The sequence below is a fragment of the Streptomyces sp. NPDC054841 genome (assembly GCF_053611045.1).
Window position 1 is genome coordinate 24570 of sequence record NZ_JBSGZO010000021.1, and the last position, 20638, is coordinate 45207.

The following is a 20638-nucleotide window of genomic DNA, read 5'->3' on the forward strand; positions in this document are numbered from 1 at the left end:
CCTCCCAGTCACAGCATCAGGCGTCCAGGTCGTGGGGGACCAGTAGCCCGCGACTGAAACCAAGAGCCACCGCGTGCGTTCGATTGGCTGCGCACATGGCCCTGCAGAGAGCCCTTATGTGGTTCGGTACCGTGTCGGTGGCCACCGACACGGCTTCGCCGATCTCCCGGTTTCCCCATCCGCGGGCCAAACACCGCAGCAGCATGATCTGACGGGAAGTCAATCTACCGCTAACTCCGCGCGACTGCGGCCGCGCCGTCAGGGATCCCGGCAAGGGACTGGTGAGCGCCTGGCCCCATGCTGCCTGCACGGTTGCTATGGCCAGATCCCTGAGCTGACTCATCGTGGCGGAGGGTGCGTGGACCTCGGCCCACGCACCCAGCACCTGTACCACGTCCTCGCAGGACACATGGGTGGATCCGGAATGGTCGCACCGGCCGGGAGCCGTCCGCAGCGATGCCTTGTCCGCCTGCGGTGCCTGACTGCCGATTGTCATTCTGGGCCCCTTCATCTGTCCCGTCGTGAAGCCGACCGGCAGTACACGCGGGCTCGCTCTGGCTGCATCAATTGACACGGACCGGCGCGCCGCTTGAGCCGGATACGTCCGCCGATGACACGACGCAGCAGTGGTCGCCGAGCTCTAGCTCCCCGATCGCTACCTCCTTCAACGCTCGCTTTCGGAGCGTGGTTCATCCCCCGGGCACATGCCTGCAGCGGCATTGGCATGTGATCAGCGTGAACCGGCCAGCCGAGCCGGCCGTTGAACCATCCGAGCCACCACCGCGGTCGGCTCGGCTTTAGGAATTCGGTAGGGGATTATGGCGCGAATCAGCAAGGGGCGGCAGAGGCAAAGGTTCTGGATCGTGCTCGGCGCCGCGGTGGCGCTGGTCATTCCCCTGGCTCTGACAGTCGGGGGAGTGCTGCAAGGCACCGGCACCGACCAGTCGGTCGTGCAGGCGGAGCGCCGCGGTGTGCGCTACCTGGGGCCCCTGACCCGTCTGCTCGCTGTCTTGGCCGACGAACAGTCGGCAGCTGTTCAGAGCCGTCCGCGCTCGCCGAAGAGGCTCACCGCGGCGATCTCTGCTGTGGACGGCGTTGACCTTGCTGAGGGCAAAAAGCTGCAGGTGAACCAATTGTGGGCGGATCTGCGTCCGAGGGCCGAGGCGCTGGAACGCCATGACGAGACGGGCCGCACGGCCTACCGGGACTACGCCATCGTCGTCGACCTCGTCACGCAGTTGCTGATCAAGGTCAACGACAACTCCAACCTCATCCTCGACCCGGGTCTGGACAGCTACTACATGATGGATACCCTCTCGCTGAAGTTGCCCCTGATCCTTACGGACGCCGGGCGCCTGGCTGACCTGGTCCACCTGACCGAGACCGGCGGCAAGAAGGGCATCCCCGACCGCGACCAGATCTTTGCTCTGCGCTACCAGATTGCGAGGAACGCGGACTCCGTCGGGACAGGCCTGCGGAAGAGCTTCACCTCCACGTCCAGTGGCTCCCTGGGCCCCGCTCTGCTGGGCAAAGTTGACGGCTTCAGCAAGGCGGCCGCTGTTCTGGCGCCCGACACTTCCTTGGTAGACGCCCCCGCGAATTTTCCCAAGGCCGCTGCGCTCGCAGAGTCTCGGCAGGAGCTTCGAGACACCATCGTTGAGCTGGACGAGGCCGGGCTTGTCGAACTCGACAAGCTTCTGCAGATGAGGGAGCAAGACATCGGAGCCACGCGGCTCGGGACGCTCGCCGGCTCCGGCGGCTGTCTACTGATCGGAACGGGGCTGCTGTGGACCGCTCTGCGTTACAGCACTCCGACACCGGTGGAAAAGGACGCGGACGACGCCCCTACGACGATCGAGGCCCGGCACCGTTCCGCGCGGCATGCCCACGCGCAGCGGGAGTCCTCCGCAGATGCGAGCAAGCCGAAGTGGTTGCCGCCAGGGAGCGCGGGCGCTGGATCGTTTGCCGAAGCCGCACCTAGGCAGGGAGAGTTGACATGATCTTCCGTAGGCTGCTTGTCCGTCAAAGACTCAGGGTCCTCGTCCTGGTTCCCACAACGGCGCTGCTGCTCACGTCGACTCCCGTCGTGTGGCGGCAGGTCGCAGACGCGCGCAGCGCTGCAGCGACAGCTTCGCTCATGCGCAGCGTCGGCCAGGCCAATCTGCTCATCGAGCAGTTGCAGCAGGAGCAACTGCTGTCGGTGACCTATGTCGCGTTTCGGTGGAGTCATCCCTCCCGGGTGGTCCAGCAATCGGCCGCAGTCGACAACCAGGCACACATCCTCCGCTCGCTCGAGGGCGGCCGAACTCCCCCGCGTGTGGGAGCAGCGCTGGACGACCTGAAGAAGCTGACGTCGCTGCGGTCCCAAATCCTGCAGCGATCGATCGGTCCGGATGCCGTGAACACCTCGTTCCAGACATTCATCAGATCGCTCATCGGCAGTCTGGGCCTGTACGACCCAGGCCAAATCCAGGATGCGACGGCCGGCCGACGTGCCGCGCTCGAGGCACTCCTGCTCAGCAACCTGGCCAGCAGCAGCAAAGGCGCCCATCTGCTGGTCGCGGCCGCTGAGCCGAGCTCACGCGCTGACTCGCTGGCCCGCGCCGAAGCCCGGGCGGAGACAGGTAGGTCCGATGCCTCCCGCTTTCTCTTGCTGGGTGCGCCCGAAGACGTCGACCTGTTCAAGCTCGCCACGGGTGGGCCAACGGCGCAACGTGTTGACGCCCTGGCTGCTGTGATCTCCGCCGCCTCCGAGGGAGGGCACCCACCTCGTAGCCAGCCGGCCGAGTTGGTCAGCGAACTCTTCGACATGGTCAGTGCACAGGCCCGGTTGCGTCTCATGATCGAAGACAAGATCGTTCGAGATGTGGTCAGGGATGCCGAACGCGAAGCGTCCAGCGCTCTCACTGTCGCGCTCATTGTGGCCACAGTTGTGTCGCTGCTTGCGGGCAGCGTGTTCCTTCTGGCTGTCTCCATGGGCCGATCGATCGCGTTCCCACTCCAGCGGCTGACTGAGGCAGCGCGGGAGGTCGCGGAGGTTGCCCAGGCTGAGCTGGCTCGCGTGGCCGACGACGAACAGCAGGATGGTGCTCCTGCGCAACTGGCCGCCGTAGGGATCTCCTCCGCCGATGAGATCGGTGAGCTGGCGCGTGCACTCGACGAGGTGCAGGTGACAGCTGCCCGTCTGCTGGAGCGCCAGGTTCAGAGCCGCCGGAACGTCGCATCGATGTTCCGCAGTATCGGGCGGCGCGCGCAGAATCTGACCGGGCGCCAGATAGCCTTGATTGACGCACTGGAGAAAGACGCCACCGATCCCGATCTGCTGGAGCGGCTGTACCGCCTGGATCACCTGTCGAGCCGCTTGCGCCGCAACGCGGGGAGCCTCGTCGTCCTCTCGGGCTCTGCTGAACCGGTCGTCGCTTCGGAACCACTTGAGGTCGTCGACGTCATCCGCTCGGCACTTGCCGAGATCGAGGAATACACCCGTGTCACGCTGGCTGGACCGCCTGCGGCCCTGCTTCGCCCCGATATTGGCCCAACGCTGGTCCTGCTGCTTGCGGAGCTCTTGGAGAACGGGGTCTCGTACTCGCCTCCCACCACCCAGGTTGAGGTCTACGGACAGGTCACCCAGGACGGCCTCAGGCTGGCCTTGGTCGATCACGGGGTCGGGATGTCCCCTGAGCAACTAGCCCAGGAGAATGCTCGACTCGTACGCCGAGAGCGCCTCGATCTTGCTCCCACGGATGTGCTCGGACTCTTCGTGGTCGGGCGACTGAGCCGCCGGACCGGAATCGAGATCAGGCTCGGGAACACACCGAACGGAGGTGTGACCGCGCACGTGAAGATCCCCGGCCGCTACCTGCTGGACCAGGTGCCGGCCGCCCCCCTTCCCCGGACTGATCTCAGGCCGAGGTCACAGGCCACAAGGGTCCACCTCCCTGAACGACCGCCGCCGCTCCAGGCTTCCACGTCCCCGCCCGCAACGGCGGAGCCGCCTCAGCTGCCACACCTGGGCGCACCACCGTCGACTCAGTACCCGCACGATTCCGTCGGACCGGGAAACCTGCGCAGGCGTCAGCGCGGTGCGCGGCTGGGCACGTGGGCGGGGCAGGGGAACACCAGCTGCGCCGTCCCTGATCGGCCGCAGCCCGTTTCCTTCGATGCCGACGCCGTACGAGAGGCGATCGAGCAGTTCGAAGCCGGGGAGCTGCAAGCCCGCAGCGACCCCGTTCCAGGCGAACTGACCTTGGCCCCTGGTCAGGAGTCACCGCTTCTCGAGGCACGTCAGGCGGTGCGCGCTACCTTTCCCGATGCCGCTGCCCCCGGAACGCTGCCCGTTGCCGCGGGCGGACAGTTGTCACAGTCAGTGCGTCTTCGCGTACTGCGGTCCGCGGCGGCCGCGGTGCTCCGGCCTGAGTCCCTGGCCCTGGTACGTCCCCGGGAGCGCCGCCCCGGTCCGATGGCGTCAACGCACGGCGCCAATGAGCGACAGTCAGCGCCTCCCAGTGAGGATCGCGGGCAGCACCGGACGCCGGCGGCATCCGAGCAGCAGAGTCAGGGGCTGGTGCGCAGGGTGCGGGGCGCCAATCTGCCGCCAGGGCTCACCCTGGCCCGCGGGCTGAACTCGCCCACGGCACAGGCGGATCCTGAGGTGGCACGTACCGAGATCGAGGAGTTCGAGGCAGGCGTCGCACGTGCCCTGACCTCGCCTACGGAGAAAACCGGACCGGAGGACGGAAGATGGAACTGAACAGCAAGCAGTCTCACGATCTCAGCACAGAGGCCAGGGACTTCACCTGGCTGCTGAATAGATTCGCGGGCCGGACGAGCGGCGTTGCCGACGCGATCGCCGTCTCCTCGGACGGACTGCTCATCGCTGCGTCGGGATCACGTGAACGAGCGGACTCCGACCGGCTGGCTGCCATCGTCTCTGGGATGACGAGCCTAGCGGGTGGAGCCTCGGGAAGTTTCGGGCTCGGGCCCTTGAATAAGGTCATCGTCGATCTGGCGGAGGGATATCTGCTGGTGATGGCGGTGGGCGCTGCGTCCGTGCTCGCAGTGATCGCAGCCAAGTCCGCCAGTCTGGGGACCATCGCCTACGAGATGACCCTCTTCGCCAATCAGGCCGGAGCGGTTCTGACCCCCCAGCTCATCAACGAACTCAAGAACTTCGCTCAGCTGTGACGCGCAGAGCGATTGCTGGTGGTAAGGAGTCACCAATATGCGCCCGTACCTGTCCCGACGTCGCAGACCGGTGGAGTCAGGCGTTCCCGAACCCGTAGCACCCCGACTGCGACCGTTCCTACTGACCGCGGGCCGCGTGCGCCCCGACGAGGACCCCTTGGCCCTGGAGACCCAGGTGCTCACCACACTGATCGGGCGTAACGGGACGCGGCTGCTGAGTCCCGAGTGCTGTGCCATCGTCGAGCTGTGCGCGCAGCCGAAGTCCCTGGCGGAGGCCGCAGCGCTGCTCGGACTGCACCTGAACGTTGTCCAGGTGTTGGTCGGGGACCTTCACACGAGTGGGTGCCTTGCTGTTTACCTTCCCGACTTCGAGGCATCGCGTGATGCCGTCACTATCAAGAGGATCATCAGTGCACTCGAATCCTACTGCTAGTGCGCGACCGGAAGGGTCCGCGCGACGTGCACCACTTCCGGTAAAAATCGTCATCGCCGGTGGCTTCGGGGTGGGTAAGACTACGACGGTGGCCAGCATCTCCGAGATTGCGCCGCTTACCACCGAGGCGCGCATGACTGAAGCTGCTGCCGGCGTGGACGACTCCAGCCAGACCCCGAACAAGGTGACCACCACGGTTGCCATGGACTTTGGCTGTATTACTGTCGACGACAGTCTGAAGCTCTACCTGTTCGGCACACCGGGCCAGGACCGCTTCGGATTCATGTGGAATGACCTGGCGCGAGGAGCGATCGGGGCCATGGTCATCGTGGACAGCCGACGCATCGAGGACTGCTTCGCCGCTGTGGACTACTTCGAGGAGTTGTCGCTGCCATTCGTCGTTGCCGTCAACCTATTCGACGGTCTGCTCGAGCATGACATCGAAGCCGTCAGATGGGCACTGGACGTGGAGTCGAATGTTCCTGTGGTTGCTTTCGACGCCCGGGACCGGCGCTCGGTGCGGGACGCACTGCTGGCGGTGCTCCGGGAGGCGCTGCACCATGCTGATCCCGAGAGCCCCTCCGGGCAAGAGGTATGAGGAGCGACTGTGTACTCATTCGAACGTCTGGAGAGACTGGAGCGGTGGCACCGTCGCTTCGATGAGCTGGCGGCGGAGCCGAGCCGCATTCCAGTCGAGAGCCGACTGGCGGCGGAGGGTTTGCTCGCTGCCGCACAGCGCGTCGCGCGTCGCTGGCCTGGAATGACGTTGCTACTGATCGGGGTCTGCGGCGACGACGCATCGGGGTTCCGGGTCAGTGCGGACTCGGGCGAGGTGGAGACGGTCCGGTTGGAGGGGCCCGACGTGCCACGGGCACAGTGTCGAGCCATCGCGGCCCTCCCGCCGGGGGCTGGGCCGGTGGACAAGGACGGTAAACCAACCCCTCCGCCGACCGAAGACTATCGGCAGGACCCGCCCGAGACCTTGGTTGTGGATCGCATAGTCGAAATGCTCCGTACCGACCCCGCTCGGCTGATCAGAAGGTGGCCGGTCTGAGTAGGCGCCTCACGCTCTCCGACTTCCGTTTGGTTACCCAGGCCAAAGCATGCGCTTGTCGTTCATCCGCGAGGCCTTCACCGCCACCGGCCCGGCGGCCGTGGTCACCGACTGGGCTGGAGATAACCGTTGCGCACCGCCAGACGGCGGCCGTTCCCGTCCCGCCGGTAAGCCAACTCGGCTATGTAGGCATTGACTTCGGCCGCCAGGGCAGCGGCCAGTATCCGCCTCGCCCCTGCACGGACGATCTCGTCGATCAGGGGGCCGCTCGGGGGTGACCGACGTCGGCATTGACTACGTCGAGCACGGGCGTGCCTTTCCGGCCCGCGCTGCGAACGCGGGCCTACTCGGTGACCTTGAATCGATCACTCGGGAAGGTACGCCCTTCGCGTCCAACCCGAGACCGATCCACAGGTGCTGAGCATTGCTCGCCAGCGCAGCTGCGGACGGCGATTGCCCGGGCCTACCAGCTTGCCGCCGACGGCACGACCATGGCGTTGTCACTTACGAGCGGGCCTTTCGCCCGTGCCGCTGCCGGCCTGTTCTCTTCATGACGGGGGATCGAATCGTGGAGCACAACAGCCCGAGGAGTTGCTCACGGCACCGCGCAGGCGCAGAAATTCCTGTCCAGCGCCGTCTGTCCCTGTGATGTCTGAACCTCGGTGGACAGGGCGTCGTAATCCGGAGCGCTGGGGGGCTTCCCGAGCACACATGCTGGCCCGGCGCCCTCGTCTCCTCGGCGCATGGGCGCGATGCCCGAGGAGGGAAGGTTCATGAAAAATCATCACGCCGTAGTGACGGCGGCCGCGCTGCTGGCTGTAACCGTCACAGGTTGCGGGGATGACGGTTCGCTGACCGGCTCGGACGGCAGCGCTCCACGCTCCGGGTATCTGGTGAATGCCGATGCCAAGGTCGAGGGGTCGACGACAATCGACAAGGCCATCTCACGTGGCGGACTGACGATCGGTGTGAAGGCCGATCAGCCGTTCCTGGGCTACGAGGACCGTTCAACTGGCACCCGCACGGGTTTCGACATTGAGATCGCCAAGATGGTTGCTGCGGAGTTGGGCTTCTCAGAATCACAGATCACCTGGAAGACCATCACCTCGGCCGATCGCGAGACGGCCATCTCGCGCGGTGAGGTCGATTACTTCGTCGGCGCGTACACCATCAATGAGAAGCGCAAGGAGAAGGTCTCGTTTGCCGGCCCCTACTATCTTGCGGGCCAGGACCTCTTGGTCCTCAAGGACAACTCCGACATCACCGGCACGGAATCGACGAAGGGAAAGAAGGTGTGCTCGGTGGCCGGAACAACCTCGATCGATCAGATCAGAACGTACGGCGCTGAAGTCGTCGCTGCCGAAGTCGAGGCGCAGTGCGTGAGCAAGCTCCTGGCGGGCACGGTGGACGCTGTGACGACCGACGACGCAATACTCAAGGGCTATGCCGCTCAGCACGAGGGGCGGCTCAAGGTCATTGGCAAGACATTCTCCAAAGAACCGTACGGTATCGGCCTGGCCAAGGATGACAGCGCGCTGCGCGAGGCGATCAACGACGCGCTCGAGGCCGTGGAACACGACGGCTACTGGAGCAAGGCATACAACGCCACGCTCGGCAAGTCAGGCGCCCCTCTCTCGGAGCCCCCGATGGTTGAGCGCTACTGATTCCGCCTTTGGTGGTCCGCATGCAGTGACCCGTTCGGACGGCATGCGCGCAAAGGAATCGACGAGCGATATTCCTGAACGCTCACCTGACTCCGGTTCTGCAGGAGTTGACGGACGCAGGTCTCGCCATGAAAGGGGCATGGAGTGCTTCCAGGGGTGTTGGACGAAACGCACGGGCTGGCTCCGGCACCACCGATGATTGCGTCATGACCAGCGAGCGCGGGAGGAATATGCAGAGTGCAGCCGCTGTTGGCAGTCACCGGATCGCAGGGAGGAGCCGGTCGTCCAAGAATCGAGCGGGCCGGCATGGGCGGCGGCACCGGCGCCATCAGGGTCCCCGGGTGTCGCCCACCGACGTCGCCGCGGAGCTCCTGATCACTGTCGGGCTGATGGTTGCGCTGTTCTTGGTTTACGAGGTCTGGTGGACCGGACTCCAGTCGTCTCGTAATACAGAGGCCGCTACAGCCGACATCGTCAGGCAGTGGGCCGAAAGACCCCAGCTCGGGGCGTCGCAGCTGCCACGACGCCCTTCTCCGGGTGAGATCTTCGCGATTGTGCACCTCCCAAGCCTGGGCGTGCGGGCGCCCATTGCCGAAGGCGTTAACAAACGCACCGTTCTGGATAAGGGCCAGGTGGGACACTACCCGGGGGGCATGTACGGGGTATTTCCCTGGGAGCCGAAGGGGAATTTCGCTGTGGCCGCCCACCGCACCACGCATGGCGAGCCTTTCCGGAACCTCGATCGTCTCAAGCCGGGCGACACAGTGGTGGTCGAGACCGCTGCGTACTACTACACGTATATGATCACCAGCAGGCTGGAGCAGACTCCGCCGTCGAATGTCTCCGTGCTCGACCCGGTTCCGGCGGGTGCCGGTTTTCAACGCCCTGGGCGCTACCTCACCATGACGACGTGCACGCCGCCGTACAGCGTGCGATTTCGATTGGTGGTCTGGGGCAGGCTGGTGGATGAACGCCCTCGCGGAGACGGTAAGCCGACAGCTTTGCAGCAGAGCTGATTCCCACCTTCTTCCATGGGGCGAGCTTTGACCGGTTACCCGGCGAAATGGTCCGCTTCGCACCTTTGGTGGCAGAGCAGTGCCGGCAATCCCGGGGTAGGCCTGGAGTGCTGATCCGCCCCTGGGGTCGCTGGATGAACTCGTCGGCGTCAGTACTGACGCGGGTGTGAACTCGCGTCTCGAATTCGGCGTAGCCAGTGAAGAAGCGTGGTCGTGAAGAACAGGCCTCGCTGCGAATTTCCACAGCTTCATGCAGCACATACCCACAAAGGAGGCCGATGATGGGTAGCAGTATCGGCATCAGGACCATTGCCGTCAGCACCTGCGTCGCAGTGCTCGCAGTGTTCAGTGCGGCGGGCAGCGCGTTCGCCTGGGACGAGGGAGAGGCGGACCTCAAGACCGAGTGCCGGGTGGACCCCGAGCACGTGGTGTTGCAGGTCATCAACAAGCACGAAAAGCACGAGGGTGACTACACGCTTCGGCTGAACGGCCGCGATGATGTCGAGTTCCGCGGCACCGTCGAGCCACTGGGCACCGAGCGCGTCACGGCGCCTTGGTACGGTCCAGGTGACACCTGGACCCTTCGCATGGCTGAGCTGACCGTCGAACTGCCCGTGGGTGATGTGCCACTCTGCGAGGGGACGACTCCGACGCCGACCAAGACACCCACGCCCACTCGGTCCCCGAGCCCGACGCCGACGGCTGTCACACCGACCCCGACCCCGACCAAGCCTTCCCTGGCTCAGACTGGAGGCAACACGGGCGAACTCGCGGCGGTGGCGGGCGCAATTCTCCTCGCAGGTGGTCTGGTCGGCTTCCTCGGCACCCGCCGCCACGCCCGCCGGCATTCACCCGAATTGGTTGATCAGGACACTGCCGATTGATCAGACGGAGGTTGCCTGTCACCTTTCCGTGATTTCTCCACCGGATCTGGGTCCCGCTCATGCTCGTCCTCGGTATGAGCGGGCCCGTGGCGTTCGTGGTGCCTTCGACGATGGGAGGCGGAGGCACCGGCTCCCGTGGTGGCGCGGTACCGAAGTCGGACGGCCAATGGCAGTTAGTTAGGCGACCGGACGGAAACTCGGGGTGGGTGTGTGGCGGGGTGATGGAGATCACCGATTGGCCCCTCACCACCCGCCCGTCAGCGAGATCGTGTTTTGGCGATCGTGACCGACAAGGCAAGTAAATGGGGAGGCAGGGCACACCGGTGTCACGCCGTCCGCGCTTGCGGTATTGGTAGTGCTCCGAGCCCATTGTTCACCGGCTTGTGGGGCGGATACCTTGTTGGCGCGCGAGCTGCCCGGATTGGCAGCCGTGCCCTGTGGGGAGGGCTCGATGACGACCTTGTACTTGTGCTCCAACCTGGATCCGCTGGTTGGTCGGGCTGCCGAGCGGGCGGCGTTCGGCGAGTGTGTGGAGTCCCTGGGCCAGGGGGCGGGGGCCGCGCTGCTGTATGGCGCGGACGCGGGGGTGGGTAAGACGGCACTGCTCCGTAGCTGTGTGGCCGATGCCGTGGCGGCAGGTTGCACTGTGGCGTGGTGGAGCGCGCAGCCATTTGAGGGGACAACGCCGCCGTTGCATCCGTTCATCTCCGTCGGAAATGACGCGTCCGTGCCCCAGGAAGTGGCCGATGGGCTGCGGGAGGTCCGGCTCTTGTTGGAGGAACGCCGTGCGGGGGCGGGTGATCCGGGGGCGGTCGCGGTCGAGCGGTTGATCAGGGCCCTGACCGCGCAGGCCGTGAAGGGTCCGTTCATCGTGGTGGTGGAGGATCTGCATTGGGCGGATACGCACACATTGTTGCTGTGGCATCGATTGGGGCGTGCCGCGCGGCATGTTCCGTTGCTGCTGGTGGGCAGCTATCGGCCGGGCAGCCATGTCAAGGAGCTGGAGCTACTGATCGCCGATGTCCGCCGTAGCGGGGCGGTGGTGCATCAGCTGGGTGCTCTGTCGAGGGAGGAGGTCTCGGAGCTGGCGGCTCAGCGGTTGGGAGGTCGTCCGGGGCCGGTGTTGTCGGAGTTGTTGGACCGGGCATCGGGGAATCCGCTGTATGCCACGGCGTTGGTGGATCTGTTGCGGAGCCAGGGGCAGCTGGTGCCGAGTGGTGAGGGGGGGATGGATACCAGGACGGAAGCGGTACCTGCTGAGTTTCATGGCGTGCTGCTGTCCCATCTTGAGTATCTCAAGCCTTCGGTGCTGGAGACTTTGCAGGTTGCGGCGGTGTTGGGTGGAGAGTTCGCTGCCGAGCATCTGGCGGCCGTTCTGGACCGGTCGGTGATGTGGGTGCTTCAGGATCTGGAGGAGGCACTCTCCTGCGGCCTGCTGAGCGCGGCCGGGAGGAGGCCGGAGTTCCGGCATCCGATGATCCGCCAGGCTCTGTACGAGAGCATCAAGCTTGGTGATCGCAGAATCAGACATCTGCATGTCGCGCGGGTGTTGGCCGGCTTGCAAGCCGGGCTGGATCTTGTCGCCCACCATCTTGTTCATGCCCGTGAGGACCTGGACCGATGGGGGGAGCAGTGGGTGCGCGACAGCGTCATCGGGTTGGTGGACCGCGTACCCGAGGCCGCTGTCACGCTGTTGAAGCGGGTGAGCGAGCGCACCGATCCCGCTGACCCGCACCACGATGTGCTGCGACTGCGGCACGGTGCCGCACTGGCCCGCGTGCCCTTGCCGCGTGACGAGGAGGCCGAAACGGTGCTGCGCCAGGTGCTGGAGGAGACCGGACATGCTGACACGGCTGCCGAGGCGGCGTTGCTTCTCGGCAATATCCTGATGCGCACAGATCGGCTGGACGAGAGTTACCGGGTGTTGCACGGCCACGCGCAGCGCGAGGACGTTTCCGTGCAATGGCGCGCCGATCTGCTGTCTTCCATATGCGGAGTCCGGCTCTGGCAGGGCCGGTACGAGGAGGCGCTCGTCGAGGCTCAGGAGGCGGAGCGGCTGAGCCGGGCGACACATGACAGCTTCGCGATCGCTTTCGCCCGCCATGAGTGGGCCGGAGCTGCTGCCTTCCTCGACCGGCCCGAAGAGGCGCTCGACCTCAACACAGGGGCGCTGCATATCCTCGGCCCGGACATGAAGGACGCGCATCTGCGTCATGTCCTGTACTGCTTCCGTACGCAGCTACTCGCAGGTCTCGACCGTCTGGAACAGGCTCAGGAGGTCATCTTCGCCGGGTTGGAGCAGGCCGAAGCACTTGGTGACTACTGGCTCGCCGAGTTTGCCAGGCACGCCGGCCCGGCGCAGTACGTGATGGGGAAGTGGGACGATCTCATCGCAGGTATGGAGCGAGCAGGAGCCGAGGGGGCCGCGGCCAGACGGCCGGCGGTCTGGCAGCTCCTGAGTGACGGGTTGCTGGCGCTGGTCGCCGTCCATCGCGACGACGAAGCTACGGCTGCGGCCTGTCTGGAGCCGCATGCCGGCCGGGTGCTGGACGGTGCGCTGGAGACCAGCTGGGGTGTGAGTCTGGTGATGGCCCGTTCGGCGGAGGCCGAGCGGCGGGGGGATCCCCGTGCTGCCCTGGATGAGTTGCTTGCCTTGCTTGCTACAGGCCATGTCGAGGCGTCGGACTGGCCTTACCGGTGGTTGCCTGACGCAGTACGTCTCGCCGTCGCGCTGGAGGATCCGGTCGCGGCCCGGACGGCCGCTGATGCCTGCCGTCCGCTGCCTGCCCATGCGGGGCTGTCGCCGTGGAAGAATGCATCAGCGCACTGTGAAAGTCTGATCTCCGGTGACCCGGAGCCGCTGTTGGCAGCGGCGGACTCGTATCGGACCTCCGGCCGGCCGCCGCAACTGGGGCAGGTCCTGGAGGATGCCGCGGTGCTGCTGGCAGCATCTGGTGACCGCTCCCGCGCGGCGGAGGTCGCGGCGGAGGCCGCAGCCGTTCACAAGGGACTAGGTGCGAGCTGGGATCTGCGCAGGCTTGGTGAACGGCTGGGGGAGCACGGGGTGCGCCTCGGGGCGAGGGCGCGTGGGCGGGCGGCCAGGTCCCGGGTGGGGCCACTGAACGGGACCGAGATGCGGATCGCAGGGCTGGTCGCTGAAGGACTGAGCAACCCGGACATCGCCGTGGTCATGCGCATCCCCCGCCGTACAGCGCAGACCCACATCTCCCGCATCCTCACCAAACTCGGTGCGCGTTCACGGGCCGAAATCGCCCACCGCATCGGCGCACTGCAGCACAACCAGGCATGACCCTGTCCGTACGTCAGCGGGCGTCTGAGTGGTCCGGGTATCAGGTGTATTGCACAGAGATGTGAACCTTGGGCGTCCGGGGAGGGAGACTTGCGCGCCCAGCCCCAGGCGTGGAGATGTTTGAAGGTGGCGTCCGCTGCGAGTGCCTCCACAACGATGGTGGCGGCCTGCGCGGTAGGCGGACGACGGCCGACGGGGCGGTGCGAGCCAGGAAATGCCCACCGACGCTGGCGACGGTGACCACCCGGTCGCCGCTGGCCTCGCAGGAGGGCAGGGCGGTGCGGGTTACGCTGAGTGCGGGAAAGAAGTTGACCTCCCCAATTGCGCGGAACTCTTGCGAGTGCTCAGGCCGCAGCAACAGCGAACACCCGTCGAGCTTCTGAGCGCTTGGCGGGCCCGAAGGCTTCGTGCCCGGCTCGGGCAGGTCCGCAAGCCGGCTTTCTGAACCGTGAACTGGGCCGGTGCGTAACGCCGGGAAGACAGCGAGTCCCGCCGTAACGGCGGCGCTTTGCCGGCCCCACGCGATGAGGAGAGGACCGATGAGCGAGCTCACCAGCGAATGGGGAGCACCCCAGCAGGAAGGGAGGGGGCTGGTTCTGCCCCGGGTCGGGCTTCCTGACGGCCTCGACCTGCTCGACGGCGACACCGCTGGTGCAGTCGAGCCAGAGAGACCGAACAATCCTGTCGGCCCCACTGTCAGGTCGGAATCCGGAGGCAATACTCACGGTACCGCAGCCGCGCTCCCGGCCCAGGGAGAGGACGACGAGGGGGAATCTGCGCCCAGCAGCAACGCTGACGACTTCTTCCTTGAGTTGCAGGAGGCTGACAGCGGACCCAGCACGGGTGACCCTGTCCCCATGGCGGCCGAGCCGAGTTCTGACGCTTCCGGTGGAGATGAGGGCGATTACGTGGAGGACGACTACGGGGAGGACGAGGAGCCGGACTCCGCCGCTGCTCGCCGCGGTTCGTCCTTCCGCCAGCGAATTCGTTCTACGCGCGGCCCGGTACTGATCGCGGCCGGCGTGATTGGGCTGGTGATGGTGGCGGGCATGCTTGTCGCCTTCAGTCTGCGGGAGGATGAGAACACCTCACTGGCAGGACGCGCCGTAGTGAAGCCCTCCGACAAGTCGACTCCCACCCAGGGTGTGGAGGCGACGACTGTGGGAGGCGGCTCAACTGCCGATCCCAGCGACGAGACGAGTCCTTCCCCGATCAAGTCGGCCCACTCCTCGTCATCACCGTCGTCCGGCAAGAGCGTCGTTGTGCCGCCCGCGCGGACCCGGGGGCCCGTCAAACCTCCAACCTTCCTGGGGGTGGCAGGTTATGGTTGCGGCAGCCGTGGTTCCACAGGCTATTTGGCCGTTGGCCGGTACAGTTCGGGCCGGGACGGCTGGTACGGCGTCGGTTCAGGTGGGTACCACGGTGATGGCTGCAATGGCACCTTCGACGCCATGCCGATGTCAGGAATCGCAGGGAGAGACGACCCGGCCGCCTACACCGAGTGGTGGTTCAAGGTAGGCAGGGCCTCCAAGCACTGCTCTGTCCGCGTGTACATCCCCACCGCTGACTCGGCCGCCGTTGCCGGCGCACCGGCCTTCTACACCATCCGTAATGGTGTCAAGTCCGACACCTTCTACGCCTCGTTTTCTCTGAATCAAGCGTCCAATCAGGGCCGTTGGCTGGGCGCTGGCATCCATCCCGTCAAGGGAGACACCTTCGTTATCCGGCTCCACAACAGGGGCCAGGATTGGGACGGTCTTGTAAAGACATATGCTCATATCGCCTCCGCTCAGGCGGCTGTGAATTGCACCGCCTGAGCGCCGGCAGCAACGCCCGCACATGTTAGGGAGCGCGGCGGGCGGGCCGCCGGAAGCCCGTGGGTGACGAGCGGTCCGAAGTTGCTGCTGAAGAGATGTGGGGCCGACCACTGCGTGCTGTGAACCGCTGAGCTGAGCGGCGTGTTCCAGGGACGCCAGCCCGTGGAGGAGATGTCCGCGCAGCCCATCCCCGAGTGCCACTTCCACTCGGGTTCGGCCGTCTCGACTTCCTTTCCCCCGGGTCGTCGAGGCGGCCGTTCACTTACTGAAAGCGAATGGGGCGCCCTACTGCTTCGATGATACCTACGTCAAGTGGGTGTATGTGTCATTCTATGAAATATCGGCTTAAGGTCCACGCGTTAGTAGGAACTCACGTCATGGCCCCCTTGACGTGGGTTGATTACCTGGCGAGAGTTCCGCTCGAAACCGCATCCGAGCATCCCCGCGCTGCTCTGGGCGCCCTGTCTCCTGGGGAAGCGCGAGGTCAACTATGAGCGAACGTGATGACGATGACGATCCTGAAAGGTTCGCGGGCTGCATCCGCGACCAGTTGATGAGCCATTCGATCTGACGTCGGTGCTCTGGTGTCCGGATGGGAAGGGTGGCTGCCGCCCCACCGATGATGAGTCAGGCAGCAGCCAGGTAACGATGGACAGGCAGGTGTAGCTACAACCATGATCATCAAGATGTCTAGGGCGCGTGCTGTGCTGGTGGTGCTCGCTGCAGTGGCGCTCGTACTCAGCGCCTGCAGCAGAGGAGGTGGCGAGACGGGAAACGCGAGAGGCGGCAGCGGACTCGACGCTAGCGCGCAGCAGGCGCAGATTAGCTTCGGTGGCGCGACATCCTCGACCGGCCCGGCTGATCCCGTACCTGGTGCCAAGACCGGTGGAACACTCAACGTTCTGCAGTACGCCAGCTTTGCCCACCTCGATCCCGCGCAGATCTACGCCAATGATCAGGTCATGCTGGCCGCCCTGATTCACCGGGGGCTGACCACATACAAACTCGACAGCAACGGCAAGTACACGGTCATCGGCGACGTGGCCACGGACAGTGGGACGCCGTCCGATGCCGGGAAGACCTGGACGTACACCTTGAAGGACGGAATCACGTGGGAGGACGGCAAGCCCATCACCTCCCTGGACATCCGTCACTCCGTTGAGAGACTGTTCGCGCCTTTCGTCACCAGCGGCCCTACCTACCTACAGCAGTGGCTGGCTGACACGACAGGCGCCGACTATCGTGCGCTACTGCCGGACGGCCCCTTCAAAGGCAGACATCTTCCCGATTCGATCCTGGAAACCCCGGACGACAAGACCATCATCTTCCACTTCAAGAAGCCGCGGCTGGACCTGCCGTACGTTCTCGCTCTGGCGGGGTACTCGGCGGTGCCTGCAGCGAAGGACACCAAAGAGAGGTACGACAGAGCCCCTGTAGTTTCTGGTCCGTACAGGATCGAGGACTTCAAGTCCGGCAGGTCCATGACTCTGGTCAAGAACTCTCACTGGGATCCGAAGACCGACGCGGCCCGCCACCAGTACGTCGACAGGTTCGACATCACCTTCAACATCCAGGGCGGGCACTACACCAAGCGCGTGATCTCTGACCACGGCGATGACGCGACCGCATTGAGCTTCACCAGCTCAATCGACGCGATGAACATCCCCACAGTGGTGCGCAACCAGGCCCTGAAGAAGCGTACGGTAAGCGGATATCAGCCCGCCGTCGGCCAGATCCTCTTCAATATGAGTAAGATCAAGGACAAGAATGTCCGCCTGGCACTCGCTTACGCGATTCCGGCGAAGCCGACCTTCGCCGCGATGGGCGCGTCCTACGGTGCTGAGTACGCTGGCGGCTTCCTCAGCCCGACCGTCGCCGGCTACCGAAAGTCGGACTTCCTAGGTAAAGTCGCTCACCCTGAGGGTGAGCCCGCCAAGGCCAGGGAACTGCTCGAGAAGGCCGGAAAGCTTAACACGAAAATTACGTACGCTTTCCCTGATGGGCCTCAGGGCCGGGAGTTCTCGCTCGCGATCACGGACCCTCTCAGGAAGGCCGGCTTTGTCGTCCAGCGCAAGGGAATAGAGTCTGGCGCCTATTATGACGTGGTCAACAAGGTTGACAACGACTATGACGTCTACGAACTCGCGTGGGGTGCCGACTGGCCGAGTGCGCTCAGCGTAATCCCGCCGCTCTTCGATGGTCGGACCATCGCTGACGGTGGGTCGAACTACTCGCACACCGACGATACGAGGATCAATTCGGAGATCGATCGGATTTCGAAGATCACGGATCCGGTCAAGGCCGGTGACGAGTGGTTCAAACTCAATAAATACATCGCTACCGAAGTGGTGCCGGGAGTGCCGACGGTCTTCTATAAGCAGTTCCAGATATTCGGTTCAAAGGTCGGCGGTGCGGTCTATAACAACGTCTACGCCAATATTGACCCGACCAAGCTGTACGTGAAGCAGTAACTCGGCTGTCATCGGTCTCACGGGGCCCGGGGTAACTGTCCCGGGCCCCAGACCCCTCCGAGAGGGGTCGGGAACTGGTCTCGAATGAGTGTCCATGAGTGTCCTTTAGGTATCGTGAGTGTCGTATGATTTTGCGTGTATGAACCTGACGGAATGGGCACGCGCACAGGGGATCGCCCCGCGTACTGCGTACCGCTGGTTCCGTGAGGGCACGTTGCCGGTCCCTGCGGAGCGAGTGGGGCCGCGCACGATCATGGTGAACATCGAGTCGAACACCTCACCCGTAGTGACCGGCGGGGTCGGTCTGTATGCCCGGGTCTCCTCCCATGATCAGAAGGCGGACCTGGAGCGGCAGACGGCCCGCTTGTCGGCGTGGGCGGCGAAGGCCGGTCACAGGGTCGTCCGTGTCGAGTCTGAGATTGCTTCGGGCATGAACGGCGCCCGGACCAAGGCCCGTCGTCTGCTGGCTGACCCGCAGGTGACGACTGTGGTGGTGGAGCACAAGGACCGCCTGGGCCGGATGAACGTGGAGCTGGTCGAGGCCGCGCTGTCTGATACGGGCCGGCGTCTGGTCGTGCTGGACGAGGGCGAGGTCGAGGACGACCTGGTCCGGGACATGGTGGAAGTGCTGACGTCGTTCTGTGCCCGTTTGTATGGGCGTCGGTCGGCGAAGAACCGTGCCCGCAAGGCGCTTGAGGCGGCTGCGACCGATGAGTAAGAAGCAGCTCCGCCCCATCGACGCACCGTTTGTCGCGCTCGGCCCGTCCGGGGTGGCGATACGGACCCGCCTCAAGCAGCTCACCGCCGCCGACGAGCAGGTGCTGCGCCTGGCCGGTGAGTATCTGGGCCGGCTCGCGTCCCGGGATCTGGCCGTGCGCTGCGGGCAGGGCCTGGACCACGACGCCGGTTCGTGGGCGGTCCGGAAGCAGGGCCTGACCGCGGATTCGTCGTCGCGGTGGGCGGGGTCGATCACGAAGGCGTCGCATGATCAGTGGGCGCTGTCGCGTCGCGGTCAGCTCGCGCATATCCAGGGCCTCGAAGTCGGGGTGCGGACGCTGATGCACCGGCTGTCCCTCCCGGTCGGGGAGAAGGGCAGCAAGCGGGCCCCAGGCGGCTACCGGTCCAAGAGCGAGTGGTTCCAGAAGTCCCGCCGCCTGGCGGTCGTGGAGCACCGCCTCGACGTCGCCCGCGCCGAGCGCGAGGCCGGTGTCGTGCACGTGGTGCGCGGGGGCCGGCGCCTGCTGAACACCCGCCACAACCTCGCCGCAGCCGGACTGTCCGAGGCCAAGTGGCTGGAACGGTGTGAGGCCGAACGCTGGTTCCTCGCCGCTGACGGCGAGTCCGGGAAGCGGTACGGCAACGAGACGATCCGCGTCACCCCGGACGGCGAGGTCTCCATCAAACTCCCGACCCTGCTCGCCCACCTGGCCAACACCAAGCACGGCCGGTACGTCCTCGCCTCGAAGGTCGCGTTCGCGCACCGGGGCGACGAGTGGGCCGACCGCATCAGCTCGAATCGGGCAGTGGCCTACCGCATCCACCTCGACGTGACCCGCGGGCCCTGGTACCTGACCGCGTCCTGGCAGAAGCCCGTGGTCACGACGATCCCCCTGGAGACAGCGCGCGCGGCGGGGATGGTCGGGGTGGATACGAACGCCGATCACTTCGCCGCCTACCGGCTCGATGTCCACGGCAACCCCGTCGGTGACCCGCACTGGTTCTTCTACGACCTGTCCGGGACGGCCGATCACCGTGACGCCCAGGTCCGCCACGCCATCACCCGGCTGCTGCACTGGACGAAGCGGTGCGGCATCACCGCGATCGGGATCGAGAACCTCGACTTCACCGCGGAGAAGACCCGCGAGAAACACGGCCGCAAGAAGCGGTTCCGTCAGCTGATCTCCGGCATCCCCACCGGCAAACTCCGGGCCCGCCTGGTGTCCATGGCCGCCGAGCAGGGCCTGGCCATCGTCGCGGTGGACCCGGCCTACACCTCCATGTGGGGCGACGAGCACTGGCGCAAGCCACTGACCAGCCCGCGACGAATGATGTCCCGACACGATGCCGCGAGCATCGCGATCGGGCGACGCGCCCTCGGGCACCCGATCCGGCGACGGACGACACCGCCCCACGACGACCAGAGTGATCGTCGTGGGCATCGGACCGTCCAGGCCGCACCGGGCACCCGAGGACGCGAGGAAACCCGCCCACCCGTCACGGAACGCGCACACGATGCACGCCACCGGCCGGGGACAACGAGAACGCGGGAGACCAGCGCATCCAAAACCGTTCGAGATGCGCGCAGTTCCGGGACATGGATACAAAGCTCACTCCTGGACACTGTTTAGGAACGGTAGTGGCACACAACCGCTTAGGGCTCGCAGAAAATCAACGTGTTGCTTCCCGTGATGTGGCTCGTTGGCGTGGTATGCGCATACCTGATGAGTTTCGCGATCAACTCGCGGTGAAGTTCGAGGTGTTGTTCCCGCATCTCGACGAGCGGCAGCGGCGGTTGCTGATGGGGGCGGAGGCCCGGCTTCTGAGGCACGGTGGGATCCGGGCGGTTGCCCGGGCTGCCCAGGTCAGCGAGGCGACGGTGCGCAACGGCATGGACGAGCTGGAGGCCGGCGAACAACCTTTGGGGCGGGTGCGTCGGCCCGGTGGTGGTCGCAAGAGGGCCGCGGAGATCGATCCGGGGCTGCGGCCCGCGCTGCTGGCGCTGGTCGAACCGGACTTGCGCGGAGATCCGATGTCGCCGCTGCGGTGGACGACCAAGTCGACCAGGAAGCTCGCTGCCGAGCTGAC

Annotated in this window: 15 protein-coding genes and 1 pseudogene; 14 read left to right on the forward strand and 2 right to left on the reverse strand. The window is 65.4% G+C overall.

Features of this window, described 5'->3' with window-relative positions; all coding sequences use genetic code 11:
- Window positions 1–16: 16 nt before the first annotated feature.
- Window positions 17–511, reverse strand: a complete 495-nt coding sequence (locus ACWGI8_RS05275) for a helix-turn-helix transcriptional regulator (protein WP_453658755.1) — start codon at window positions 509–511, stop codon at window positions 17–19.
- A 307-nt stretch (window positions 512–818) separates the two neighbouring features.
- Here ACWGI8_RS05275 and ACWGI8_RS05280 point away from each other — a divergent pair, with 307 nt between their 5' ends.
- The 5 genes from ACWGI8_RS05280 to ACWGI8_RS05300 all read left to right on the forward strand — a co-directional run bounded on the left by ACWGI8_RS05280 (window position 819) and on the right by ACWGI8_RS05300 (window position 6215).
- Window positions 819–2000, forward strand: coding sequence for a hypothetical protein (locus ACWGI8_RS05280; RefSeq protein WP_453658756.1), 1182 nt, complete (start codon window positions 819–821; stop codon window positions 1998–2000).
- A 137-nt stretch (window positions 2001–2137) separates the two neighbouring features.
- The gene (locus ACWGI8_RS05285) at window positions 2138–4750 is read left to right on the forward strand and encodes a nitrate- and nitrite sensing domain-containing protein (RefSeq protein WP_453658757.1); all 2613 of its coding nucleotides are present in this window, start codon (window positions 2138–2140) and stop codon (window positions 4748–4750) included.
- Window positions 4741–5184: a roadblock/LC7 domain-containing protein gene (locus ACWGI8_RS05290; RefSeq protein ID WP_453658758.1), complete on the forward strand. Its 444-nt coding sequence runs from the start codon at window positions 4741–4743 to the stop codon at window positions 5182–5184. The genes ACWGI8_RS05285 and ACWGI8_RS05290 overlap by 10 nt, the downstream gene beginning before the upstream one ends.
- A gap of 37 nt (window positions 5185–5221) precedes the next feature.
- Entirely contained in the window at window positions 5222–5617 is a 396-nt protein-coding gene (locus tag ACWGI8_RS05295) for a DUF742 domain-containing protein (RefSeq protein ID WP_453658759.1), read from the forward strand.
- Complete coding sequence (locus ACWGI8_RS05300) at window positions 5568–6215, forward strand: GTP-binding protein (protein WP_453658768.1); 648 nt, start codon at window positions 5568–5570, stop codon at window positions 6213–6215. The genes ACWGI8_RS05295 and ACWGI8_RS05300 overlap by 50 nt, the downstream gene beginning before the upstream one ends.
- A gap of 504 nt (window positions 6216–6719) precedes the next feature.
- Here ACWGI8_RS05300 and ACWGI8_RS05305 read toward each other — a convergent pair.
- Window positions 6720–6978 (reverse strand): annotated as a pseudogene (locus ACWGI8_RS05305) (IS256 family transposase); the annotation flags it as partial.
- Window positions 6979–7444: 466 nt separating this feature from the next.
- On the opposite strand from ACWGI8_RS05305, the gene ACWGI8_RS05310 reads away from it, so the two are divergent.
- The 9 genes from ACWGI8_RS05310 to ACWGI8_RS05350 all read left to right on the forward strand — a co-directional run.
- The gene (locus ACWGI8_RS05310; RefSeq protein ID WP_453658769.1) at window positions 7445–8335 is read left to right on the forward strand and encodes a glutamate ABC transporter substrate-binding protein; all 891 of its coding nucleotides are present in this window, start codon (window positions 7445–7447) and stop codon (window positions 8333–8335) included.
- 341 nt (window positions 8336–8676) lie between these two features.
- On the forward strand, window positions 8677–9351 hold the full coding sequence (locus tag ACWGI8_RS05315) for a class E sortase (RefSeq protein WP_453658760.1): 675 nt from the start codon (window positions 8677–8679) through the stop codon (window positions 9349–9351).
- Window positions 9352–9548: 197 nt separating this feature from the next.
- Entirely contained in the window at window positions 9549–10235 is a 687-nt protein-coding gene (locus ACWGI8_RS05320) for an LPXTG cell wall anchor domain-containing protein (protein ID WP_453658761.1), read from the forward strand.
- A gap of 451 nt (window positions 10236–10686) precedes the next feature.
- Window positions 10687–13545: an ATP-binding protein gene (locus tag ACWGI8_RS05325; protein ID WP_453658762.1), complete on the forward strand. Its 2859-nt coding sequence runs from the start codon at window positions 10687–10689 to the stop codon at window positions 13543–13545.
- 539 nt (window positions 13546–14084) lie between these two features.
- Window positions 14085–15362 carry a hypothetical protein gene (locus tag ACWGI8_RS05330; protein ID WP_453658763.1) on the forward strand — a complete coding sequence of 426 codons (1278 nt, stop codon included), beginning with the start codon at window positions 14085–14087 and terminating at the stop codon, window positions 15360–15362.
- A gap of 674 nt (window positions 15363–16036) precedes the next feature.
- On the forward strand, window positions 16037–17833 hold the full coding sequence (locus ACWGI8_RS05335; RefSeq protein ID WP_453658764.1) for an ABC transporter substrate-binding protein: 1797 nt from the start codon (window positions 16037–16039) through the stop codon (window positions 17831–17833).
- 139 nt (window positions 17834–17972) lie between these two features.
- On the forward strand, window positions 17973–18551 hold the full coding sequence (locus tag ACWGI8_RS05340) for an IS607 family transposase (protein ID WP_453658765.1): 579 nt from the start codon (window positions 17973–17975) through the stop codon (window positions 18549–18551).
- The gene (locus ACWGI8_RS05345) at window positions 18544–20181 is read left to right on the forward strand and encodes an IS200/IS605 family accessory protein TnpB-related protein (protein ID WP_453658766.1); all 1638 of its coding nucleotides are present in this window, start codon (window positions 18544–18546) and stop codon (window positions 20179–20181) included. Before ACWGI8_RS05340 ends, ACWGI8_RS05345 begins: the two co-directional genes overlap by 8 nt.
- Before the next feature lie 80 nt (window positions 20182–20261).
- Window positions 20262–20638 (forward strand): ISAzo13-like element transposase-related protein (locus tag ACWGI8_RS05350; RefSeq protein ID WP_453658770.1); only part of this gene is annotated, 377 nt, incomplete at its 3' end.